Here is an 18,019-nt window from a genome sequence, read left to right as displayed (position 1 = left end):
GGCCTCCTCAGCGGCTCGGGACGTCGTGGTCGTGGTCGGGGTGGCGCTGCTCCGGCTGCTGCGTGGACGTGGGCACCGGGTCCTCGCCGAGCAGGTCGGCGAAGAGGGCCCGGTAGTGCACGAGCGCCTGCCGGAGGTCCTCGGTGCCGGCCTCACCGCGCTCGTTGCGCTGCCGGATCTCGTGGGCGTCGCGGTAGTGGGTGAGCGTGCGGGCGTGCTCGACGGAGAGGTGGGCGATCTGGTCCGAGAAGTCCCCGGTGGGGTATCCGCGCTCGGCGATCAGGCGGCTGACCAGCTCGTCGGCCTCGCCGACGGTCTCCGCGGGGGAGTCGACGAAGCGCACCTGGAGTTCCTCCCAGGCGGCGGCGTAGCGGGCCCGGGACTCCGGGCTCAGCGGGGTCAGTTCCAGCTCGGCGTGCCGGCGCTCGCGTTCCCGCAGCTCACGCTCGGCGGCGCTACGGCTGTCCTGCTCGGCGACGGCCCGGTCGTACTCGGGGCCGAAACGTTCCCGCAGCGCCCGGCGGCGGCTGGCGACCACGGCGACCGCGACCAGCGCGGCGATGACGGCGACGACGATGACTATGACGACTACCTGGGTGGACGACATGGCTCCTCCTTCGCACGCTGGTATTCCCTCGTGCGGGTGATCGCCAATCCCGTTGTGCGGCACTTTCCGCCTCGGCCGGGAAAAAGGCGCCGCCGTCCGGTGCCGCAGCGGTGTCCGACTGAGCCCGTCGTGCCCGTCTCGGACCGTAGTGAGAGCCGAGACGGCCGGTAGTGCATCCGCCCCGGATTACGTATCCTGCCCAAGGCGTCCGGGCCGGGGCCCGGCGTCGTGGCCGGCGAACGTGACGGCCGCTGCCGGCGCCACCGAGCGACACCTTCCCGGGCGAGGTCTGATTGAACACCCGTGACTGGCCGATCCGCGCCAAGCTGACCGCGCTGGTCATCGGCCCGGTGACCGGGCTGCTGGCGTTGTGGATCTTCGCCACCACGCTCACCTTCGGGCCCGCGCTCGACCTGCTCTCCGCGCGTACCCTCCTCTACGACCTGGGCCGTCCCGGCGAGGCCGTGGTGGCGGAGCTGCAACGGGAGCGGCGGCTGTCGGTGGTCCAGCTCGCCGGCGACCGCGCCCTCCCGGAGCTGACCGAGCAGCGGGTACGCACCGACGACGCGATCGTCGAGCTGCGCCGCAAGGTCGACGGCGAGGACCTGCGTGACGTCGCCGACGCCCAGCTCGACAACCGGCTCGACCAACTGGTCTCGGCGCTCGACGCGCTGCCCGCCGGGCGCGCCTTCATCGACGACCGGAAGGTCGACCGGGCCGGTGCCGTCGGCCTCTACAGCGGGATGATCGGCTCGGCGTTCCAGACGTTCGGCGCCATGGCCGCGCTGCCCGACGCGCAGCTCAACCGGGAGGCCACAGCGCTCACCGCGCTGGGCCGCTCCCGGGAGCTGCTCGGCCAGGCCGACGCGCTGCTGGCCGGCGTCGTCACCGCCGGCCGGTACGCCGAGGGCGAGCACGAGCAACTGGTACGCACTGTCGAGAACCAGCGCTTCCTCGCCGAGATCGCGGTCGCCGACCTGCCGCCCGGCGAGCGGACCGCGTACCAGCGGATGACCGAGGGCGCCGGGTTCCTCCAGTTGCGCGCGCTCCAGGACAGCCTGATCCGCTCGCCCACGCTGCCCGCCCGGTTCGACATGCGGGCGTGGGACACCGGTCACGCCGAGGTCTGGCAGAGCCTGCGCGACTTCGAGCTGCGCGGCGCGGACGCCCTCGCGGAGCGGTCGGTGCCGATGGCCACCCGCATCCTCGTCCAGCTCGCCGCCGCCGGCGTGCTGGGCCTGATCGCGATCGTGGTGTGCGTGCTGGTGGCGCTGCGGGTCGGCCGGTCGCTCGCGCAGCGGCTGACCGGCGTACGCGCCGCCGCGACCGAGGTGGCCGAACGCCGGCTGCCCGACGTGGTCGCCCGGCTGCGCCGGGGCGAGGAGGTCGACGTGGCCCGGGAGGCGCCCGAGCTGGACCACGGCGGCGACGAGATCGGCCAGGTGGCACGCGCCTTCAACGAGGTGCGCCGCACCGCCGTCCGCGCCGCCGTCGACGAGGTCACGCTGCGCCGGGGCTTCAACGAGGTGATCCTCAACCTCGCCCGCCGCAGCCAGGGGCTGGTGCACCGGCAGCTGGCGCTGCTGGACCGGCTGGAACGGCGTACCGAGGATCCGGACGAGCTGGCCGGGCTGTTCCAGGTCGACCACCTGGCGACGCGGCTGCGCCGGCACGCCGAGGACCTGGTCATCCTCGCCGGGGCCGCGCCCGGACGGGGGTGGCGCCGCCCGGTCGCCGCTGTCGACGTGATGCGCGGCGCGATCTCCGAGGTCGAGGCGTACGACCGGGTCGACGTGGGCGAGGTGGCCCCGGCCGGGGTGCTGGGCCGGGCCGTCGGCGACGTGATCCACCTGCTCGCCGAGCTGATCGAGAACGCGACCGCGTTCTCCCCGCCCGGCACCCGGGTGGACGTCACGGGCCGGAGTGTCCCGGGCGGCTACACCATCGAGATCACCGACCGAGGGCTGGGCATGTCCGCGCCGGCCCTGGCCGAGGCCAACCGCAAGTTGGCCGAGCCGCCGGAGTTCGACCCGGCCGGCAGCGCCCGGCTGGGGCTGTTCGTGGTGGCACGCCTGGCCGCCCGGCACGGCGTACGGGTGGAGCTGCGGCCGTCCCGCCCGGCCGGGATCGTCGCCTCGGTGTTCGTACCGTCGGAACTGATCACCGACGAGCCGCCGGTGGGCGCGGACGCCCCGGCCGGGCCGGAACGCCGGCGCCTGGCCAAGGTGACCCGGCTGACCACAGTGCCCCGGCCGGGGCGGCCGGCCCGGCCGGGCCGGGACCGGTCGGAGAACACGGTCGTCCCGCTGCAGTCGGCGCGTGCCTCGACTGTGGAACCGCCCGCCGACGGCGACGGCCTGCCGCGCCGCATCCGGCGCCGCGGCGCGACCGCGCGCCCCCGCGCGGCGGTCGCCGACACCCCGGCCCACCGCACGCCGGAGGAGGCCCGCCGGGCCATGTCCGCGTTGCAGGCCGGCACCGCGCGCGGACGCCGGGACGGCTCGCGCGCCGCCGCAACCGACCCGGCCACCCCCGCCACCGAACCGCGCGACACCGGTACGCCGTCCACCCCCGCGGGGCCGGCCGTGGACCCCGCCCCGCCGGCGCCGGACCAACGAACCGCGACTGAGAGGGACGCCTAGTGGTGCACACGACGCGGCAGAACGCCGATCTCGACTGGCTGCTCGACGACCTGGTGGAGCGTGTTCCCGCCGCCCGTCAGGCGGTGGTGCTCTCGGCGGACGGGCTCCTGCTCGGCGCCTCCACCGACCAGGACCGCACCGACGCGGAACACCTCTGCGCGCTGGCGTCCGGATTCTCCGGGCTGGCCAAGGGCGCCACCCGGCACCTGGGCGGCGGCGCGGTCCGCCAGACGGTGGTGGAGATGGAGTCGGCCTACCTGTTCGTGACCGCCGCCGGGCAGGGCGCCTGCCTGGCCGTGGCCAGCGACGCGGACGCCGACATCGGCCTGGTGGCGTACGAGATGGCGATGCTCGTCATCCGGGTCGGGGAGAACCTGGCCGCGCCGAGCCGGGTGGCGGGGGAGCGGACCGATGCGCGCTGAGTCGCCGGGGCCGCAGCACGAGTGGCTGGACGCCGACGCCGGTCCGGTGGTGCGCCCGTACACGCTCACCGGCGGCCGGGTGCGCCCACCCGTCGACGGCTTCGACCTGCTGGCGTTCGTGCTCGCCACCCCCGGCGCGGACCCGGCCGGCACGCCCGGGCTCCAGCCGGAGCACCGCCGCCTGGTCGAGCTGGCCCGGCGGCCCAAGGCCGTGGCCGACCTCGCCGCCGACCTGGACCTCGCCGTGGGCGTGGTCCGGGTGCTGCTCGGCGACCTCCTCGCCCATGAGCTCGTCGCGGTGCACCGGCCACCGGCCACCGCGTACCTGCCCGACGACAACATCCTCAAGGCGGTGGTCAGTGGACTCCGTGCGCTATGACCGGGAGCCGGAGGCGCCCCGGGTGCCGCTGGCTCTGAAGATCCTCATCGCCGGTGGCTTCGGCGCCGGCAAGACGACGCTGGTCAGCGCGTTGAGTGAGGTCCGGCCGTTGCAGACCGAGGAGGTCCTGACCGGGGCCGGGCTCGGCACCGACGACGTCTCCGGGGTCGAGCAGAAGTCGACCACGACGGTGGCGATGGACTTCGGCCGGATCACCATCAACGACGACCTCCAGGTCTACCTGTTCGGCACCCCGGGTCAGGACCGGTTCTGGTTCCTCTGGGACGAGCTGGCGTTCGGCGCGCTCGGTGCGGTGGTGCTCGCCGACACCCGGCGGCTGGCCGACTGCTTTCCCTCGATCGACTACTTCGAACAGCGGGGCATCCCGTTCGTGGTGGGCGTCAACTGCTTCGAGGGTTCGCGCCGGTTCGGCCTGGAGGCGGTCCGCGACGCCCTGGACCTGGACCCGGACGTCCCGCTTGTGCTCTGCGACGCCCGGGACCGGCAGTCCGGCAAGCTGGTGCTGATCTCGCTCGTCGAGCACGTGGCGCGGCAGCGCGGCGAGCCGGTGCCGGTGGGCTGAGCACCCCGCGCCCGATCCGTCGGGCCCGGCGGGACTGACCGGGCGCGTCACCGGGAAGCCTCTGGTTGGATCGCAGGCAGGACCGACGAGAGGTGGGAGCGGTGACCGGGCAGGACGAGATCGTCCACATCGGCGGCTACACGGCCGAGACGGGCGGGCGGGCCGAGGGCGTCGTGGCGGCCCGGCGGGACCGGGCGACCGGGGAGCTGACCCCGCTGGGTGTCGTGGCGGTGACCCCGTCGCCGTCGTTCCTGGTGCGGCATCCGGCGCTGCCGGTGCTGTACGGGTGCAACGAGCTGCCCGACGGGCTGGTGAGCGCGTTCCGGGTGGCGCCGGACGGCGGCCTCACGCCGCTGGGCGTCCGGGAGACCGGTGGCGCGGAGCCGTGCCACCTGTCGGTCGCCCCGGACGGGCGGCACCTGTTCGTGGCGAACTACGGCGGCGGCAGCGTGGCGGTGTTCGGCCTGGACGCCGACGGCGTGCCGGGGGAGCGCACCGACCTGGTCCGGCACTCCGGCCACGGCGCCGACCCGCAGCGGCAGGAGCACGCGCACTGCCACATGGTTTCGCCCGACCCGGCCGGCGGCGGGCTGCTCGCTGTCGACCTGGGCACCGACTCCGTCTACCGGTACGACGTCGACGCCGCCTCCGGCCGGCTGGCCGAGCGGGAGCCGCGGCTGCGGACGGCGCCCGGAACCGGACCCCGGCACCTGGCCCGCCATCCGGACGGTCGGCGCTGCTGGCTGGTCGGTGAGCTGGACGCCACAGTCACCGGGTACGAGCTGACGCCGGACGGGCCGCGGCAGACGACGCGTGTCGACGCCAGTGGCCGGACCGGGCACGTCCAGCCCTCCGAGGTGGCCGTCGGGCCGGGCGGGCGTTTCCTCTACGTGGGCAACCGCGGCGTGGGCACGATCGCTGTCTTCGCGCTCGACGGCGCCGTGCCGGAGCTGGTGGCCGAGGTCGACACCGGCGGCGAGTGGCCCCGGCACTTCGCGTTCGCCGGTGAGCATCTGTACGTGGCCGACGAGCGGGCCGACATGATCAGGATCTTTCGGGTCGATCCGGACGGCGGGGTGCCCGAACCGGTGGGGGAGCCGGTGCCGGTGCCGAGCCCGACGTGCGTACTGCCGTGACCGAACAGTGACCGGATGGTAGTCCGAAGTGGATTGACATCACCATAAATGACTGACTGGTAACTTAGTGTATGGGTTAGGTGATCAACTGTTTCTGCTGCGTAACTTTCGTCCGAACGGTTGTGGTGGTAACCCCACGAGGTACGCAAGATGGTCACCGTGTCTGGCCGCCATCGCATGCGTTCTCACCTCCGCGGAGCAGGTGCCGCCGCCGTGGCGGCCGCCCTGGTCGCCGTCGTAGCCGGCTCCTGGTTCGGCTACCAGCAGCTGGCCGGCCCGAACTGTTCGGGCCGGATCGAGCTGTCGGTGGCGACCGCCCCGGAGATCGCCCCCGCGGTGCGCGCCGCGGCCGATCAGTGGGTCTCCGACGGCGCGGCGGTGGGCGGAACCTGCATCGCGGTCAACGTCTCCTCGTCCGAGCCGGTCGAGGTGGCCGCCGCGGTGGCGAGCAAGCACGGCGCCACGCTCGCCGGCGTCGGGCAGGCCAGCGGCACCGCCGTCACCCCCGACGTCTGGGTGCCGGACTCATCGACCTGGCTGGTCCGGCTCAAGAGCGGCGGGGCCAGCGCGTTCGCGCCGACCAACGGCGCCTCGATCGCGCGCAGCCCGGTCGTGGTGGCGCTGCCCGAGCCGGTGGCCTCGCGCATAGGGTGGCCGGACAAGAAGCTCCGCTGGTCGGACCTGCTGACCCAGGTCACCGCCAGCAAGCCGCTGCGCGCCGGGATCGTCGAGCCGACCCAGGACGCGGCCGGCCTGTCCGGCCTGCTGTCGCTGACCGCCGCGGCCAGCTCCACCGGCGAGTCCGGCTCGCCGAAGGCGCAGGAGGCGATGGTCGGCGCGCTGCGGGCGCTCGCCACCAACCGTTCCTCGCTGCGGCAGGACCTCCTCGCGCGGTTCCCCCGCTCGTCGGACCCGACGGCGATCGCCAACGGGCTGGGCGCGGCGGCGCTGTCCGAGGAGGACGTGATCGCCTACAACAGCACCAAGCCGCCGATCCGGCTCGCCGCGCTCTACCTGGAGCCGGCGCCGATCCCGCTGGACTACCCGTTCGCGGTGCTGCCCGGCATCGAGCCGACCAAGGCGTCCGCCGCCAAGGTGCTGTTCGAGGTGCTGCGTACGCCGGGCTTCAAGGACCGGCTCGCCGCGCAGGCGCTGCGCGCGCCGGACGGCAACTGGGGCCGGGGTTTCCAGGCGCCGACCGGTGCGCCGAGCCCGGCCAACGGCGGCGCGAGCCAGGTGCCGCCGTCGGGCCAGGGTGGCGCGGCCGACCTCGACCCCGGCGCCATCTCGACCGCCACCACGACCTGGTCGGTGGCCACCCAGTCGGGCCGGATGCTCTGCGTCATCGACGTCTCCGGCTCGATGAAGAAGCCGGTCGCGACCGCCAACGGCGCCAGCCGGGAGCAGGTCACTGTCGCCGCCGCGAGCCAGGGCCTCGGGCTGTTCGACGACTCCTGGTCGATCGGCCTCTGGACCTTCTCCACCAACCTTCAGGGCTCGCAGGACTGGAGCGAGCTGGTCGGAATAAAGCCTCTGTCCAGCAACCGGGGCGCGCTCCAGCGCGGCCTGGCCTCGATCAAGCCCTCCAGCGGCAACACCGGCCTGTACGACACGATGCTCGCGGCGTACAAGAAGGTGCAGCAGGACTGGGAGCCTGGCAAGGTCAACTCGATCGTGCTGTTCACCGACGGCAAGAACGAGGACGACGACGGCATCTCGCAGAAGGCGCTGCTGGAGCAGCTGAACAAGCTGAAGGACGACGAGCAGCCGGTCCAGGTCATCATCATCGGCATCGGCACCGAGGTGAACCGGGCCGAGCTGGAGTCGATCACCAAGGTCACCGGCGGCGGCGCCTTCGTCACCACGGACCCCAGCAAGATCGGCGAGATCTTCCTCCGGGCGATCGCGCTGCGGCCGCCCGCCCCCCGCTGACCTGAAGCTCAGCGCTAGTCTTCCGCCGTACCGGAAATCCGGTACGGCGGAAGGCTTCCCGGACCAAGGTGCGGGATGGGAACTGACGGTAATGCGTCCGAATCAATCGGTAAGCATAATTGTCCAGGCATGATGACCGGGTGCCTCGACCGCGGGCTCCACACCGGAGCCGGGCGGGGACGGGGCGGTCCTGAGCGAAGTGGGGAGGGCCGGTGACCTCGGCGACGCTGTTGACCCCTGCCACGTCGTCGCGACCCGGTGGTGAACGCCCGGGCAAGACGACGCGAGCCGCGGAGCGGGCCTACATCCGGGTCCTGGTGGTGCTGGACACCGCCGTGCTCGCCGTGGCCATCCTGGTCGGTTATCTGGCCCGGTTCGGCGACGAGGAACCGACCGGGTCCGAGATCCCGTACGTGGTGGTCGCCCCGGCGCTCCTGCTGGTCTGGCTCGTCTCGCTCAAGGCGATGCGGTGCTACGACGACCAGGTGCTCGGCTACGGCGCCGACGAGTACCGCCGGGTCAGCGCGGCCAGCATGCGACTCGCCGGCGGCATCGCCATCGCCGGGTACATCGCCGACGTCGGCGTCTCCCGGGGCTTCCTGGCCATCTCCTTCGCGGTCGGCACGGTCGGCCTGGAGATGGCGCGGTTCGCCGCCCGCAAGCGGCTGCACCGGGCCCGCGACCGGGGCGCCGGCTGGTCGCGCAAGGTGCTCGTGGTGGGCGACACCGCGCACGTGCTGGAGCTGGTGCACACGCTGCGCCGGGAACCGTACGCCGGCTACCAGGTGGTCGGCGCGTGCATCCCGGACGCGCTGCTCGCCCCGGTGCCGCAGCGGCTGGGCGACGTGCCGGTGGTGGGCAGCTTCCGGGGCATCCCGGAGGCGGCCACCGCGATCGGCGCCGACACGGTGGCGGTCACCGCCTCCGGCGAGCTGACCGCGACGCGGCTGCGCCGCCTCGGCTGGCAGCTGGAGGGTACCGGCGTCGACCTGGTGGTCGCACCGGCGCTGACCGACGTGGCCGGTCCCCGCATCCACACCCGTCCGGTCGCCGGCCTGCCGCTGATCCACGTCGAGGCACCCGAGTTCCGCGGTGCCCGCAAGCTGGTCAAGGGCTTCGTCGACCGGTCCATCTCGCTGATCGCCCTGCTCGTGCTGGCGCCGCTGCTGATCGTGATCGCCCTCGCCATCAAGATCGACAGTCGTGGCCCGGTGCTGTTCCGGCAGACCCGGGTCGGCCAGGGCGGCGAGGAGTTCGGCGTCTTCAAGTTCCGCACCATGGTGGTCAACGCCGACGCCCTGCTCGCCGAGCTGGCCGCGCGCAACGAGACCGACGGCCTGATGTTCAAGATGCGCGACGACCCGCGCGTCACCCGGGTCGGCCGGCTGCTGCGCAAGTGGTCGCTGGACGAGCTGCCCCAGCTCGCCAACGTGCTGCTCGGCCAGATGAGCCTGGTCGGCCCGCGCCCGCCGCTGCCGTCCGAGGTGGCCCGCTACGACGGCGACGTGGCACGCCGGCTGCTGGTCAAGCCCGGCATGACCGGCCTCTGGCAGGTCAGCGGCCGGTCGGACCTGAGCTGGGAGGACGGCATCCGGCTGGACCTCTACTACGTGGAGAACTGGTCGCTGGCCGCCGACCTGACCATCCTCTGGAAGACGTTCGGCGCGGTGGTGAACAGCCGCGGCGCGTACTGAGCGGGGCAGGTCAGGGCTGCGGCCCCAGCCAGTCCAGGCAGACCACCACCGCGTCGTCCACCAGGTCACCGGCCACGAAGGCCCGCAGGTCGCCGATCAGCGAACGGACCGCGTCCAGCGGCTCCATCGGACCGGTCCGTCGCAGGAACCGGTCCAGCGCCACCTCGCCGTAGCGCACCTGCTCGGTGGTCGCGTCGATCACGCCGTCGCTGACCACGAAGAGCCGGTCCTCGCGCTCCAGCTGGAACCGCTGCGGGCGGTAGTCGGTGCCCTCGAACATCCCCAGCGGGAACTGCTTGTCCAGCTCCTGCTCGGTCACCACGCCGGCCCGCAGCCGCAGCAGGCGGGGCGAACCGGCGTCGACCACCGTCAGCTCGCCGATGGCCAGGTCCAGCTCGATCAGGAGCACGGAGACGTGCTGCTCGCCCCGGTGCTGGGCGTAGATCGCCTGGTCGGCGAGCGCGGCCTGGTCGGCCAGGTCGAGTCCGGCCCGGCGCGCGTTGCGCAGCGCGTGCGTGGCGAGCGAGGCGAGCAGCGCCGCGGCCACCCCCTCGCCGAAGCCGTTCAGCACCGCCAGCCAGAGCCGGTGACCGTCGTCGGACCAGTCGAAGGTGTCCCCGCGCACCGCGTACGCCGGCTCCAGCTGCCCGGCCAGGCTGAACGACGGCCGGATCCGGCTGCGCCCGGGCAGCAGCTCCCACTGCATCTCGGCGGCCAGCGTGAGACGCCGGCTGCGCCGGGCGGTCCGGTAGATGTCGGTGGTCGACATGACCGCGCTCAGCTCGTGCCCGAGCACCGTGGCGATGGTGCCCAGTTCCCGGCGGGCGTCCGGGTCGGCGGGCACCGGCGACACCTGGAGCACACCCCGGCGCTCGCCGCGCATCCCGACCGGGAACCAGCCGACGCCGTCGGCCACCACCGGCTCCTGGTGGTCGAAGGCACGCCAGGCCGGGTGGCCGGGGCCGGTGACCGGCGGGCCGTCACCCAGCGGCAGCAGCTCGGCGAGGCGGTAGTCGACCTGGTAGAGCTCGGTGCGGGTGACGCCGTACGTGCGCGCCAGCTCGGCGGCGAGCCGGTCCACGATGAGATCCGTCGGGGCCTCGGTCAGGACCCGGCGGGCGCGGCCCTCCGCTCCGCTCATCTTTGCTCCTTTGCACAGGTCGCCGGGCAGGTCCGGGGAGTAGTCTCGGGCCACCATGACCGAAGAGCGCAGTCCCCGGGAACCTGAAACGAGTATGTCGGCCGCCCTGGACGCGGCGGCAGGCACCTTGCTCGCCGTCTGGGAGGCGGCCCGGGAGCGCACCACCAGCCGACTGTCCAGCGCCCAACTACGCGCGATCATGGTCGTCGAGCAGTATGAGGGCATCAACCTCCGCCGGCTCGCCACGCTCACCGACATGTTGCTCTCCTCCGCCAGCCGGCTGTGCGACCGGCTCGTCGCGGCCGGGATGCTGGAACGCGAGCCGGGCCGCTTCGACCGGCGGGAGATCTCGCTGCATCTCACGCCCGCCGCCGTCCGGCTCCTCGCCGAGCTGCGCGCCGACCGGCGGCGCCGGCTGGAGCGCATCCTGGCCGGCATGAGCGCGGAGGGCCGGGCCGCGCTGGTACGCGGCATGCGCGAGTTCGACGAGGTGGGTCGACGCGGCGAGGCCACCGTGGCGGACGGCTGGCCGATGCTGCAACCCTCCGGGGAACGGATCGGTGACCCCGCCCGGTCGTCCGGCGAGCCCCCGGTGGCCCGTACCGCCTGACTCAGCCGGCGCGGCCGGGGTCCTGCGGCGCGCCGTCGCGGGCGGCCCGCAACCGGGCCGCCACCCGGGGATGCTCGGTGAGCGCCCGTTCCAGCGTGCCGAGCACCTCGTCCAGCAGTGCCCGGCCGCCCCGGGAGGTCAGCGCCTCCTCCTGCCACCCCACGAAGTCGCGCAGCAGCCGGTCGTCGTCCACCCGCACGGCCGCGATCAGCGCGTCCACCAGGTGCGCGATGCCGGCGGCGACGTCCTCGGCGTGCTCCTGCGGCGGGTCCACCGCGGCGAGCGCGAGCCGGACCAGATCACGCCGCCGGTGCAGCACCGCCACGTACGAGTCGTCGGGCGGGGGCGGCGGCGCTCCGGTGTGCGCGGCCGACAGCGGCCGTTCCAGCAGCGCGACCGCGTCCCGGGCGCTGGCGCCCCAGCCCGCCGCGCCGATCGCCGTGGCCCACCGGCCGTCCGGGCCGAAGCCGGGACCACCGGCCAGGACCGGCACCCCGGCCGCGCGGCTGGCCTCCACCATCCGCGCCGCCCGGACCAGCCGGTTCGGCTGCACGCAGCTCAGCAGCACCGCGTCCGGGCCGGTCTGGTGCAGGTAGGAGACCAGATGCCGGGCCGGCACGCTGGCGCCGAGGAACGTCACCCGCCAGCCCGCCGCCCGGACCACCTCGGTGACGATGCGGGCGGCCAGCGCGTGCCACTCGCCCTCCACGCAGGCCATCACCACGTGCCCGCGTCGCGGCGGGCCGACCGTCGCGCCCAGCGCGTCCACCACCTGCTCGCTGACATGGGTGGCCGCGTGCTCCTGGGCGACGCTCCACGAGCCGGTCAGCCAGCGCCGGCCGACCTCCCGCTGCGCCGCCGCGACCAGGTCGACCAGGACGTCTGCGACCGAGAAGCCGTCGGCCAGCAGGCCGCGCGCCAGCGCGACCGCACCGGCCCCGTCGGCGGCGTCCAGATGGCCGAGGTACGCGGCGAGCGTCTCCGGCCCGATCCGGCGCGCGGCCGCGTGTGTGGGACGGTCGGGCGGCGGTGTCACCCGGCCGCCACGGCGAGCATGGCGATGTCGTCGTGGGGTTGCCCGTCCAGCCACTCGTCGACGAGCTGGAGCACCCGGTCGACGAGCGCGGGGGGCGGAAGCCCGGCACCGGTGGCGAGCGCCTGACGCAACCGTGCGTCGCCGAACATGGCCGGCTCGGTCGGGCCGCCCCGGGCCTCGGTCACCCCGTCGGTGTACGCCAGGAGCAGGTCACCCGGCGCCAGCCGCACCTCGGTGTCGGCGAACCGGGCGTCGGTGAGCGCGCCCACCGGCATGCCGCCCACCCGGACCGTCTCGACCCCGCCGCCGGCGCGTACGACGAGCGGCGACGGATGCCCGCCACCTGCCACCCGGATCAGCAGTCCGCCGTCCGGCTCGCGGCGCAGCGCACCGAGCAGGAGCGTGGTGAACTGGGCCCGCCGGGCCGCGCCGGGAGCGTCCAGCAGCGCCCGGTTGAGCAGCTCCAGCAGCTCCCGGGGGCGCTGCTCGACCAGGCGCAGGGTCTGCAGCGACTGGCGGACCCGGCCGGTCAGCACTGCCGCGCCGACGCCCTTGCCGCAGACGTCGCCGAGCGCGAACAGGCCGCCGTCGCCGGTGGGGAACAGGTCGTAGAAGTCGCCGCCGATGCGCAGGCTGTCCCCGGCGGCGCGATAACCGCCGGCGAGCGTCACCCCGGGCAGGCGGGGCAGCGCCGGTGGGAGCAGGCTGTTCTGGAGTACCCGGGCCAGGTGTGCCTGCTCGCCGTACAGCTCGGCCGCGGCCAGCGCGGCCCCGGCCCGGCCGGCGAACTCCCGGGCCAGGCCGATCTCGCGATTGTCGAAACCGGGCCGCTCCCGGCGGCGGGCCAGCACCAGCGCACCGGCCGGACCGCCCGCGCTGGGCATCGGGCTGATCAACACGGTGCCCGGACGGCCGAACCCGGCGGGCAGCACCTCGGCCAGCTCGGCCAGCTCGGCGTCCAGCCAGGGACTCGGTTCGGTGAGGTCGCCGTCGAGCGCCTCGACCAGGCCGGGGACGGACTCCACAGTCGGCCAGCCCGCCAGGCCGGTGACCGGGCCGGGGTCACCGGTGGCGTACCGGATCCAGTGCGGCTGGTCCTCGGCGGGCGACGGCGGGCGGTGCACCACGACTGCCGCGTCGGCGAGGTAGGGCACCGGCAGCGTCACGGCGGTACGCAGCGTCTGCTCGCGATGCAGGGACAGCCCGAGCCGGCTGCCCGCCTCGGCGAGGAACGCGGTGCGCGACCGTTCGGCGAGCAGCGCGTCGGTGCGCGCGTGCTCCTCGGTGACGTCCCGGACGTACCAGGCGCCGCGGTCGTCGGCCAGGGGGCGCCGCACGCCGCGCAGCCGCCGGCCGTGGTGGTCGGTCTCGAACGCGTCCGACCCGGCGGCGGCCGCGTCGGCCAGTGCCGGAACCCGGCATGCGCTCAGGTCGACGCCGGGCGCCACCTCGGGGAGCAGGTCGGCGGCCATCGCGTTGACGAGCGTCACCACCCCCGCGTGGTCGACTGTGACGACCGCCTCGGCGAGCCCGTCCAGCAGCTCCCGGGCCAGGTGGTCGTCAGCCGGCAGCGCGGCCCCGGCAACTCGCCGGGGCCGTCTCCGCGAGGCGTGTCCACCGCCGCTGACCGGCCCCGCGACACCGCCCCGGCGCGCGGCGGTCACCTCCGGTGGCCGGGCGCTTCGGTCGGTCGACCCGTGCGCATGCTGTCGGTGCACCCCTCGCTCGGCGGACACGTTGCCTGACGGCAAGCGTACCGAGCGCAGGCACGGAATGCCCGTCCAGGATCATCCGAGGTCAGGTGGTCCGGGCCAGCCAGCCCACCGGCCGGTCGACGATCCGGCGGACCACCGAGCCGGCGCCGCCGACCGCCGCGGACTGCGCTCCCAGCACGGCCGGACGCACCGTGACCGGCGCCCACCCGGCGGTGAGCACCCGCCGGGAGACCTCCGCCTCCACCGTCGGCCGCAGCCAGGGCGCGAGCCGGGCGTATCCGCCCCCGAGCACCACGGTGTCCAGATCCAGCAGGTTCACCACGCCCGCCACGGCGATCCCGAGGGCGGTGCCGGCGTCGGTCAGGGCGGTCAGCGTCGCCGGGTCACCGGCCTCGGCCAGGTCGGCGAGCCGGGTGGCGGCGGTGTCCGCGGGCAGTTCCGCGCCGGGCAGCCCGGCGGCGGCGAGGATCGCCTCCTGGCCCGCGTACCGCTCCAGGCAGCCCTGGCCGCCGCAGCGGCACGGCCGCCCCTGCGGCTGCACCGGGAAATGACCGATCTCTCCGCTCCAGCCGCGCGCGCCCCGGTAGAGCGCGCCGTCGAGCACGATCCCGGCGCCGATGCCGATCTCGCCGGTGACGTGCAGGAAGCTGCTCGCGCCGGCCGGGCCGGCGTACAGCTCGCCGAGCGCGGCCAGGTTCGCCTCGTTGTCGACCACCAGCGGCGGGATCCCGTCGACCGGCTCGGCCAGCGGGTGCCCGGCGAGCAGCGCCGGCACGTCCACGTCCCGCCAGCCGAGGTTCGGCGCGAGCCGGACCAGGCCGCCGTCGCCGACCAGGCCGGGCACTGCGAGCGCCGCGCCGGCCAGGGTCAGCCCGTCGCGTACGGCGGCGGCGCTCGCCTCGGCGGCCAGCGCGGCGAGCCGGGCGAGCGCGTCGGCGGGGGAGACCGGGCGCAGGTCGGCGCGGCGGACCAGGTGGTGCCGGACCGTCCCGGTGAGGTCGACGACGCAGGCCGCCAGGTAGTCGACGTTCACCTCCAGGCCGAGCCCGGCCGGGCCGTCGGAGGCGAGCACGAGGCCCCGGGCCGGGCGGCCCGCACCGGTACGCGGTTCCGGCTCCGCCTCGGCGACCAGGCGGCCGGCGATCAGGTCGTCCACGACGGCGGAGACGGTGGCCCGGGTGAGGCCGGTGTCGGCGGCGATCCCGGCGCGCGAGGGCGGCCGGTCGGCGGCGGCGATCCGCCGGAGCACCACCGCGAGGTTCAACTCGCGCAGGCTGCCCTGCCGGACCGCCCCTGCGGTGCTGGTGCTTGCCACCTCTTGACACTGCCACATCGCCGCCATTTAATTCAACCGCTGAACAAATCGCGGACGACACCACCACCTGGAGGTCTGCCATGGCACCCCGCCCCACCCCCGCGGACAAGTTCTCCTTCGGCCTCTGGACGGTGGGCTGGCCGGCCCGTGACCCGTTCGGGGACGCCACCCGCCCCGAGCTGGACGCCGTCGAGGCGGTGCACCGGCTCGCCGAGCTGGGCGCGTACGGCATCACCTTCCACGACGACGACCTGGTCCCGTTCGGTGCGGACGCGGCCACCCGCGACGCCCGGCTGAGCCGCTTCCGCAAGGCCCTCGACGAGACCGGCCTGGTCGTGCCGATGGTCACCACCAACCTGTTCAACCACCCGGTGTTCAAGGACGGCGGCTTCACCAGCAACGACCGCGACGTGCGCCGGTACGCGCTGCGCAAGGTGCTGCGCAACGTCGACCTGGCCGCCGAGATGGGCGCGAAGACGTTCGTCATGTGGGGCGGCCGGGAGGGCGCCGAGTACGACGTCGCAAAGGACGTCCAGGCCGCGCTGGACCGTTACCGCGAAGCGGTCGACCTGCTCTGCGAGTACGTCGTCGACAACGGCTACGACCTGCGCTTCGCGCTGGAGCCCAAGCCGAACGAGCCCCGCGGCGACATCCTGCTGCCCACGATCGGGCACGCGCTCGGCTTCATCTCCACGCTGGCCCGCCCGGAGATGGTCGGGCTCAACCCGGAGGTCGGGCACGAGCAGATGGCCGGGCTCAACTTCGCCCACGGCATCGCCCAGGCGCTCTGGCAGGGCAAGCTGTTCCACATCGACCTCAACGGCCAGCGCGGCATCAAGTACGACCAGGACCTGGTCTTCGGCCACGGCGACCTGCTCAACGCGTTCGCCCTGGTCGACCTGCTGGAGCACGGCGGCCCGAACGGCGGCCCGGCCTACGACGGCCCGCGCCACTTCGACTACAAGCCGTCCCGCACCGAGGACATGACCGGCGTGTGGGCCTCCGCCGAGGCGAACATGCGGACGTACCTGCTGCTCAAGGAGCGGGCCGCGGCGTTCCGCGCCGACCCGGAGGTGGTCGAGGCGCTCGCCGCCGCCCGGGTGGCCGAGCTGGCCACCCCGACGCTCAACCCCGGTGAGGGCTACCGCGAGCTGCTGGCCGACCGGACCGCGTTCGAGGAGTTCGACCCGGAGGCCGCCGGGGCGAAGGGCTTCGGCTTCGTGCGGCTCAACCAGCTCGCCGTCGAGCACGTGCTCGGCGCGCGCTGAGGCCGGCCGCCATGCCGCTCGTCGCGGGGGTCGACTCGTCGACCCAGTCCTGCAAGGTGGTCGTCCGGGACGCGGAGACCGGCGCGCTGGTCCGGCAGGGCCGCGCGCCGCACCCGCCCGGCACCGAGGTCGACCCGCACGCCTGGTGGGAGGCCCTGCGGGCGGCGGTCGCCGAGGCCGGTGGCCTGGGCGACGTGGCAGCCGTCTCGGTCGGCGGCCAGCAGCACGGCATGGTCTGCCTGGACACCTCCGGTGAGGTGGTCCGCCCGGCGCTGCTGTGGAACGACACCCGTTCCGCCGACGCGGCCCGGGAACTGGTCGAGGAGGCCGGCGGCGGGGAGACCGGCCGCCGGTTCTGGGCCGAGGCGACCGGCGCGGTGCCGGTGGCCAGCTTCACCGCCACGAAGCTGCGGTGGCTGGCCCGGCACGAGCCGGACAACGCCGACCGGGTGGCAGCCGTCTGCCTGCCGCACGACTGGCTCACCTGGCGGCTGGCGGGCGCTCCCGGCCTGGACGCGCTGCGCACCGACCGGGGCGACGCCAGCGGCACCGGCTACTGGTCGCCGCGCACCGGCGAGTACCGGCTGGACCTGCTGGAGCGGGCCTTCGGCCGGTGCCCGAAGGTGCCGGTCGTGCTCGGGCCGGCCGAGGTGGCCGGGCACCTCGACCCGGCGGTCCTCGGCGGCGCGGCGCCCGGCGCTGTCGGCCCGGTGCTCCTCGGCCCGGGCACCGGGGACAACGCCGCCGCGGCGCTCGGGGCCGGGGCCGGTCCGGGCGACGTGGTCGTCTCGATCGGCACCTCCGGCACCGTGTTCGCGGTGGCGGACACGCCGGCCGCCGACGCCGGCGGCGCGGTGGCCGGATTCGCCGACGCCACCGGCCGGTTCCTGCCGCTCGTGTGCACGCTCAACGCGGCCCGGGTGCTGGACGCCGCCGCGACGCTGCTCGGCGTCGACCTCGACACGCTCGGCGAGCTGGCCCTGTCCGCCCCACCCGGCGCGGACGGGCTGGTGCTGGTGCCGTACCTGGAGGGGGAGCGGACGCCGGACCGGCCGCACGCCACCGGCGAGCTGAAGGGCCTGACGCTGCGCACGTCGACCCCGGCGCACCTGGCCCGAGCCGCGGTGGAGGGCATGCTCTGCGGGCTGGCCGACGGCCTCGACGCGCTCATCGCGCAGGGCGCCCGGGCCGACCGGATCATCCTGGTCGGCGGCGGCGCCCGGTCCGCTGCGGTACGCCGGATCGCGCCGCAGGTCTTCGGTCGCCCGGTGGTGGTGCCGCCGCCGGGCGAGTACGTGGCCGACGGCGCGGCCCGGCAGGCCGCCTGGGTGGCGCTCGGCGGCGACACCCCGCCCGCCTGGTCGATCGGCGACACCGAGGAGTACACGGGCGAGGCGGTGCCCGCCATCCGCGAGCGCTACGCCCACGCCCGGGGGTAAGGAAGGGCCCCCTCTTAACGCCTCCGGTAGAGGAGGGGGCCCTTCTTAACACGCCCGTCAGGCGGGGTCGGTGTCCCGGATCCGGCCCGCACCTGATTGG

At 74.7% G+C, this 18,019-nt stretch carries 15 protein-coding genes; 10 read left to right on the top strand and 5 right to left on the bottom strand.

The features are described from left to right. Positions 1-7: 7 nt before the first annotated feature. A complete protein-coding gene (locus Q3W68_RS09460; RefSeq protein WP_302905104.1) occupies positions 8-607 on the bottom strand; it encodes a hypothetical protein in 600 nt (199 codons plus the stop codon). A gap of 293 nt (positions 608-900) precedes the next feature. Between Q3W68_RS09460 and Q3W68_RS09455 the strand changes: the two genes are divergently transcribed. The 7 genes from Q3W68_RS09455 to Q3W68_RS09425 all read left to right on the top strand — a co-directional run bounded on the left by Q3W68_RS09455 (position 901) and on the right by Q3W68_RS09425 (position 9,395). After that, a complete protein-coding gene (locus Q3W68_RS09455) occupies positions 901-3,249 on the top strand; it encodes a nitrate- and nitrite sensing domain-containing protein (RefSeq protein ID WP_302905103.1) in 2,349 nt (782 codons plus the stop codon). Beyond that, positions 3,249-3,671, top strand: coding sequence for a roadblock/LC7 domain-containing protein (locus tag Q3W68_RS09450; RefSeq protein ID WP_013288181.1), 423 nt, complete (start codon positions 3,249-3,251; stop codon positions 3,669-3,671). The genes Q3W68_RS09455 and Q3W68_RS09450 overlap by 1 nt, the downstream gene beginning before the upstream one ends. Continuing rightward, positions 3,661-4,050, top strand: a complete 390-nt coding sequence (locus tag Q3W68_RS09445; RefSeq protein ID WP_302905102.1) for a DUF742 domain-containing protein — start codon at positions 3,661-3,663, stop codon at positions 4,048-4,050. Before Q3W68_RS09450 ends, Q3W68_RS09445 begins: the two co-directional genes overlap by 11 nt. Beyond that, a complete protein-coding gene (locus Q3W68_RS09440; protein ID WP_262014064.1) occupies positions 4,031-4,633 on the top strand; it encodes an ATP/GTP-binding protein in 603 nt (200 codons plus the stop codon). Before Q3W68_RS09445 ends, Q3W68_RS09440 begins: the two co-directional genes overlap by 20 nt. Positions 4,634-4,734: 101 nt before the next feature. Continuing rightward, the gene (locus Q3W68_RS09435) at positions 4,735-5,769 is read left to right on the top strand and encodes a lactonase family protein (protein WP_302905101.1); all 1,035 of its coding nucleotides are present in this window, start codon (positions 4,735-4,737) and stop codon (positions 5,767-5,769) included. Positions 5,770-5,946: 177 nt separating this feature from the next. Further along, positions 5,947-7,701, top strand: coding sequence for a substrate-binding domain-containing protein (locus Q3W68_RS09430; protein ID WP_302905100.1), 1,755 nt, complete (start codon positions 5,947-5,949; stop codon positions 7,699-7,701). Between the two features lie 212 nt (positions 7,702-7,913). Continuing rightward, positions 7,914-9,395 (top strand): sugar transferase, encoded by a 1,482-nt coding sequence (locus Q3W68_RS09425; RefSeq protein WP_302905099.1) that lies wholly within the window; start codon positions 7,914-7,916, stop codon positions 9,393-9,395. A gap of 10 nt (positions 9,396-9,405) precedes the next feature. On the opposite strand, the gene Q3W68_RS09420 is transcribed toward Q3W68_RS09425, so the two are convergent. Then, on the bottom strand, positions 9,406-10,536 hold the full coding sequence (locus Q3W68_RS09420) for a PP2C family protein-serine/threonine phosphatase (RefSeq protein WP_302905098.1): 1,131 nt from the start codon (positions 10,534-10,536) through the stop codon (positions 9,406-9,408). A 94-nt stretch (positions 10,537-10,630) separates the two neighbouring features. Here Q3W68_RS09420 and Q3W68_RS09415 point away from each other — a divergent pair, with 94 nt between their 5' ends. After that, complete coding sequence (locus tag Q3W68_RS09415; RefSeq protein WP_302905097.1) at positions 10,631-11,146, top strand: MarR family winged helix-turn-helix transcriptional regulator; 516 nt, start codon at positions 10,631-10,633, stop codon at positions 11,144-11,146. Position 11,147: 1 nt separating this feature from the next. Here Q3W68_RS09415 and Q3W68_RS09410 read toward each other — a convergent pair whose 3' ends face one another. The 3 genes from Q3W68_RS09410 to Q3W68_RS09400 form a co-directional block, all read right to left on the bottom strand. Beyond that, a complete protein-coding gene (locus Q3W68_RS09410; protein WP_302905096.1) occupies positions 11,148-12,182 on the bottom strand; it encodes a B12-binding domain-containing protein in 1,035 nt (344 codons plus the stop codon). Next, positions 12,179-13,846: a PP2C family protein-serine/threonine phosphatase gene (locus Q3W68_RS09405; protein WP_302905095.1), complete on the bottom strand. Its 1,668-nt coding sequence runs from the start codon at positions 13,844-13,846 to the stop codon at positions 12,179-12,181. Before Q3W68_RS09405 ends, Q3W68_RS09410 begins: the two co-directional genes overlap by 4 nt. 133 nt (positions 13,847-13,979) lie before the next feature. Beyond that, a complete protein-coding gene (locus Q3W68_RS09400) occupies positions 13,980-15,239 on the bottom strand; it encodes an ROK family protein (RefSeq protein ID WP_302905094.1) in 1,260 nt (419 codons plus the stop codon). Positions 15,240-15,292: 53 nt separating this feature from the next. Here Q3W68_RS09400 and xylA point away from each other — a divergent pair, with 53 nt between their 5' ends. Next, entirely contained in the window at positions 15,293-16,480 is a 1,188-nt protein-coding gene (xylA, locus tag Q3W68_RS09395; protein ID WP_302905093.1) for a xylose isomerase, read from the top strand. 11 nt (positions 16,481-16,491) lie between these two features. Continuing rightward, positions 16,492-17,919, top strand: coding sequence for a xylulokinase (gene xylB / locus Q3W68_RS09390; protein ID WP_302905092.1), 1,428 nt, complete (start codon positions 16,492-16,494; stop codon positions 17,917-17,919). Positions 17,920-18,019 lie beyond the last annotated feature (100 nt).

The sequence above is a fragment of the Micromonospora sp. C28ISP2-4 genome (assembly GCF_030519385.1).
GTDB classification, from domain to species: domain Bacteria; phylum Actinomycetota; class Actinomycetes; order Mycobacteriales; family Micromonosporaceae; genus Micromonospora; species Micromonospora tulbaghiae.
The sequence above is the reverse complement of the archived record's forward strand: the minus strand, read 5'-3'. Positions and strand labels throughout refer to the sequence as shown.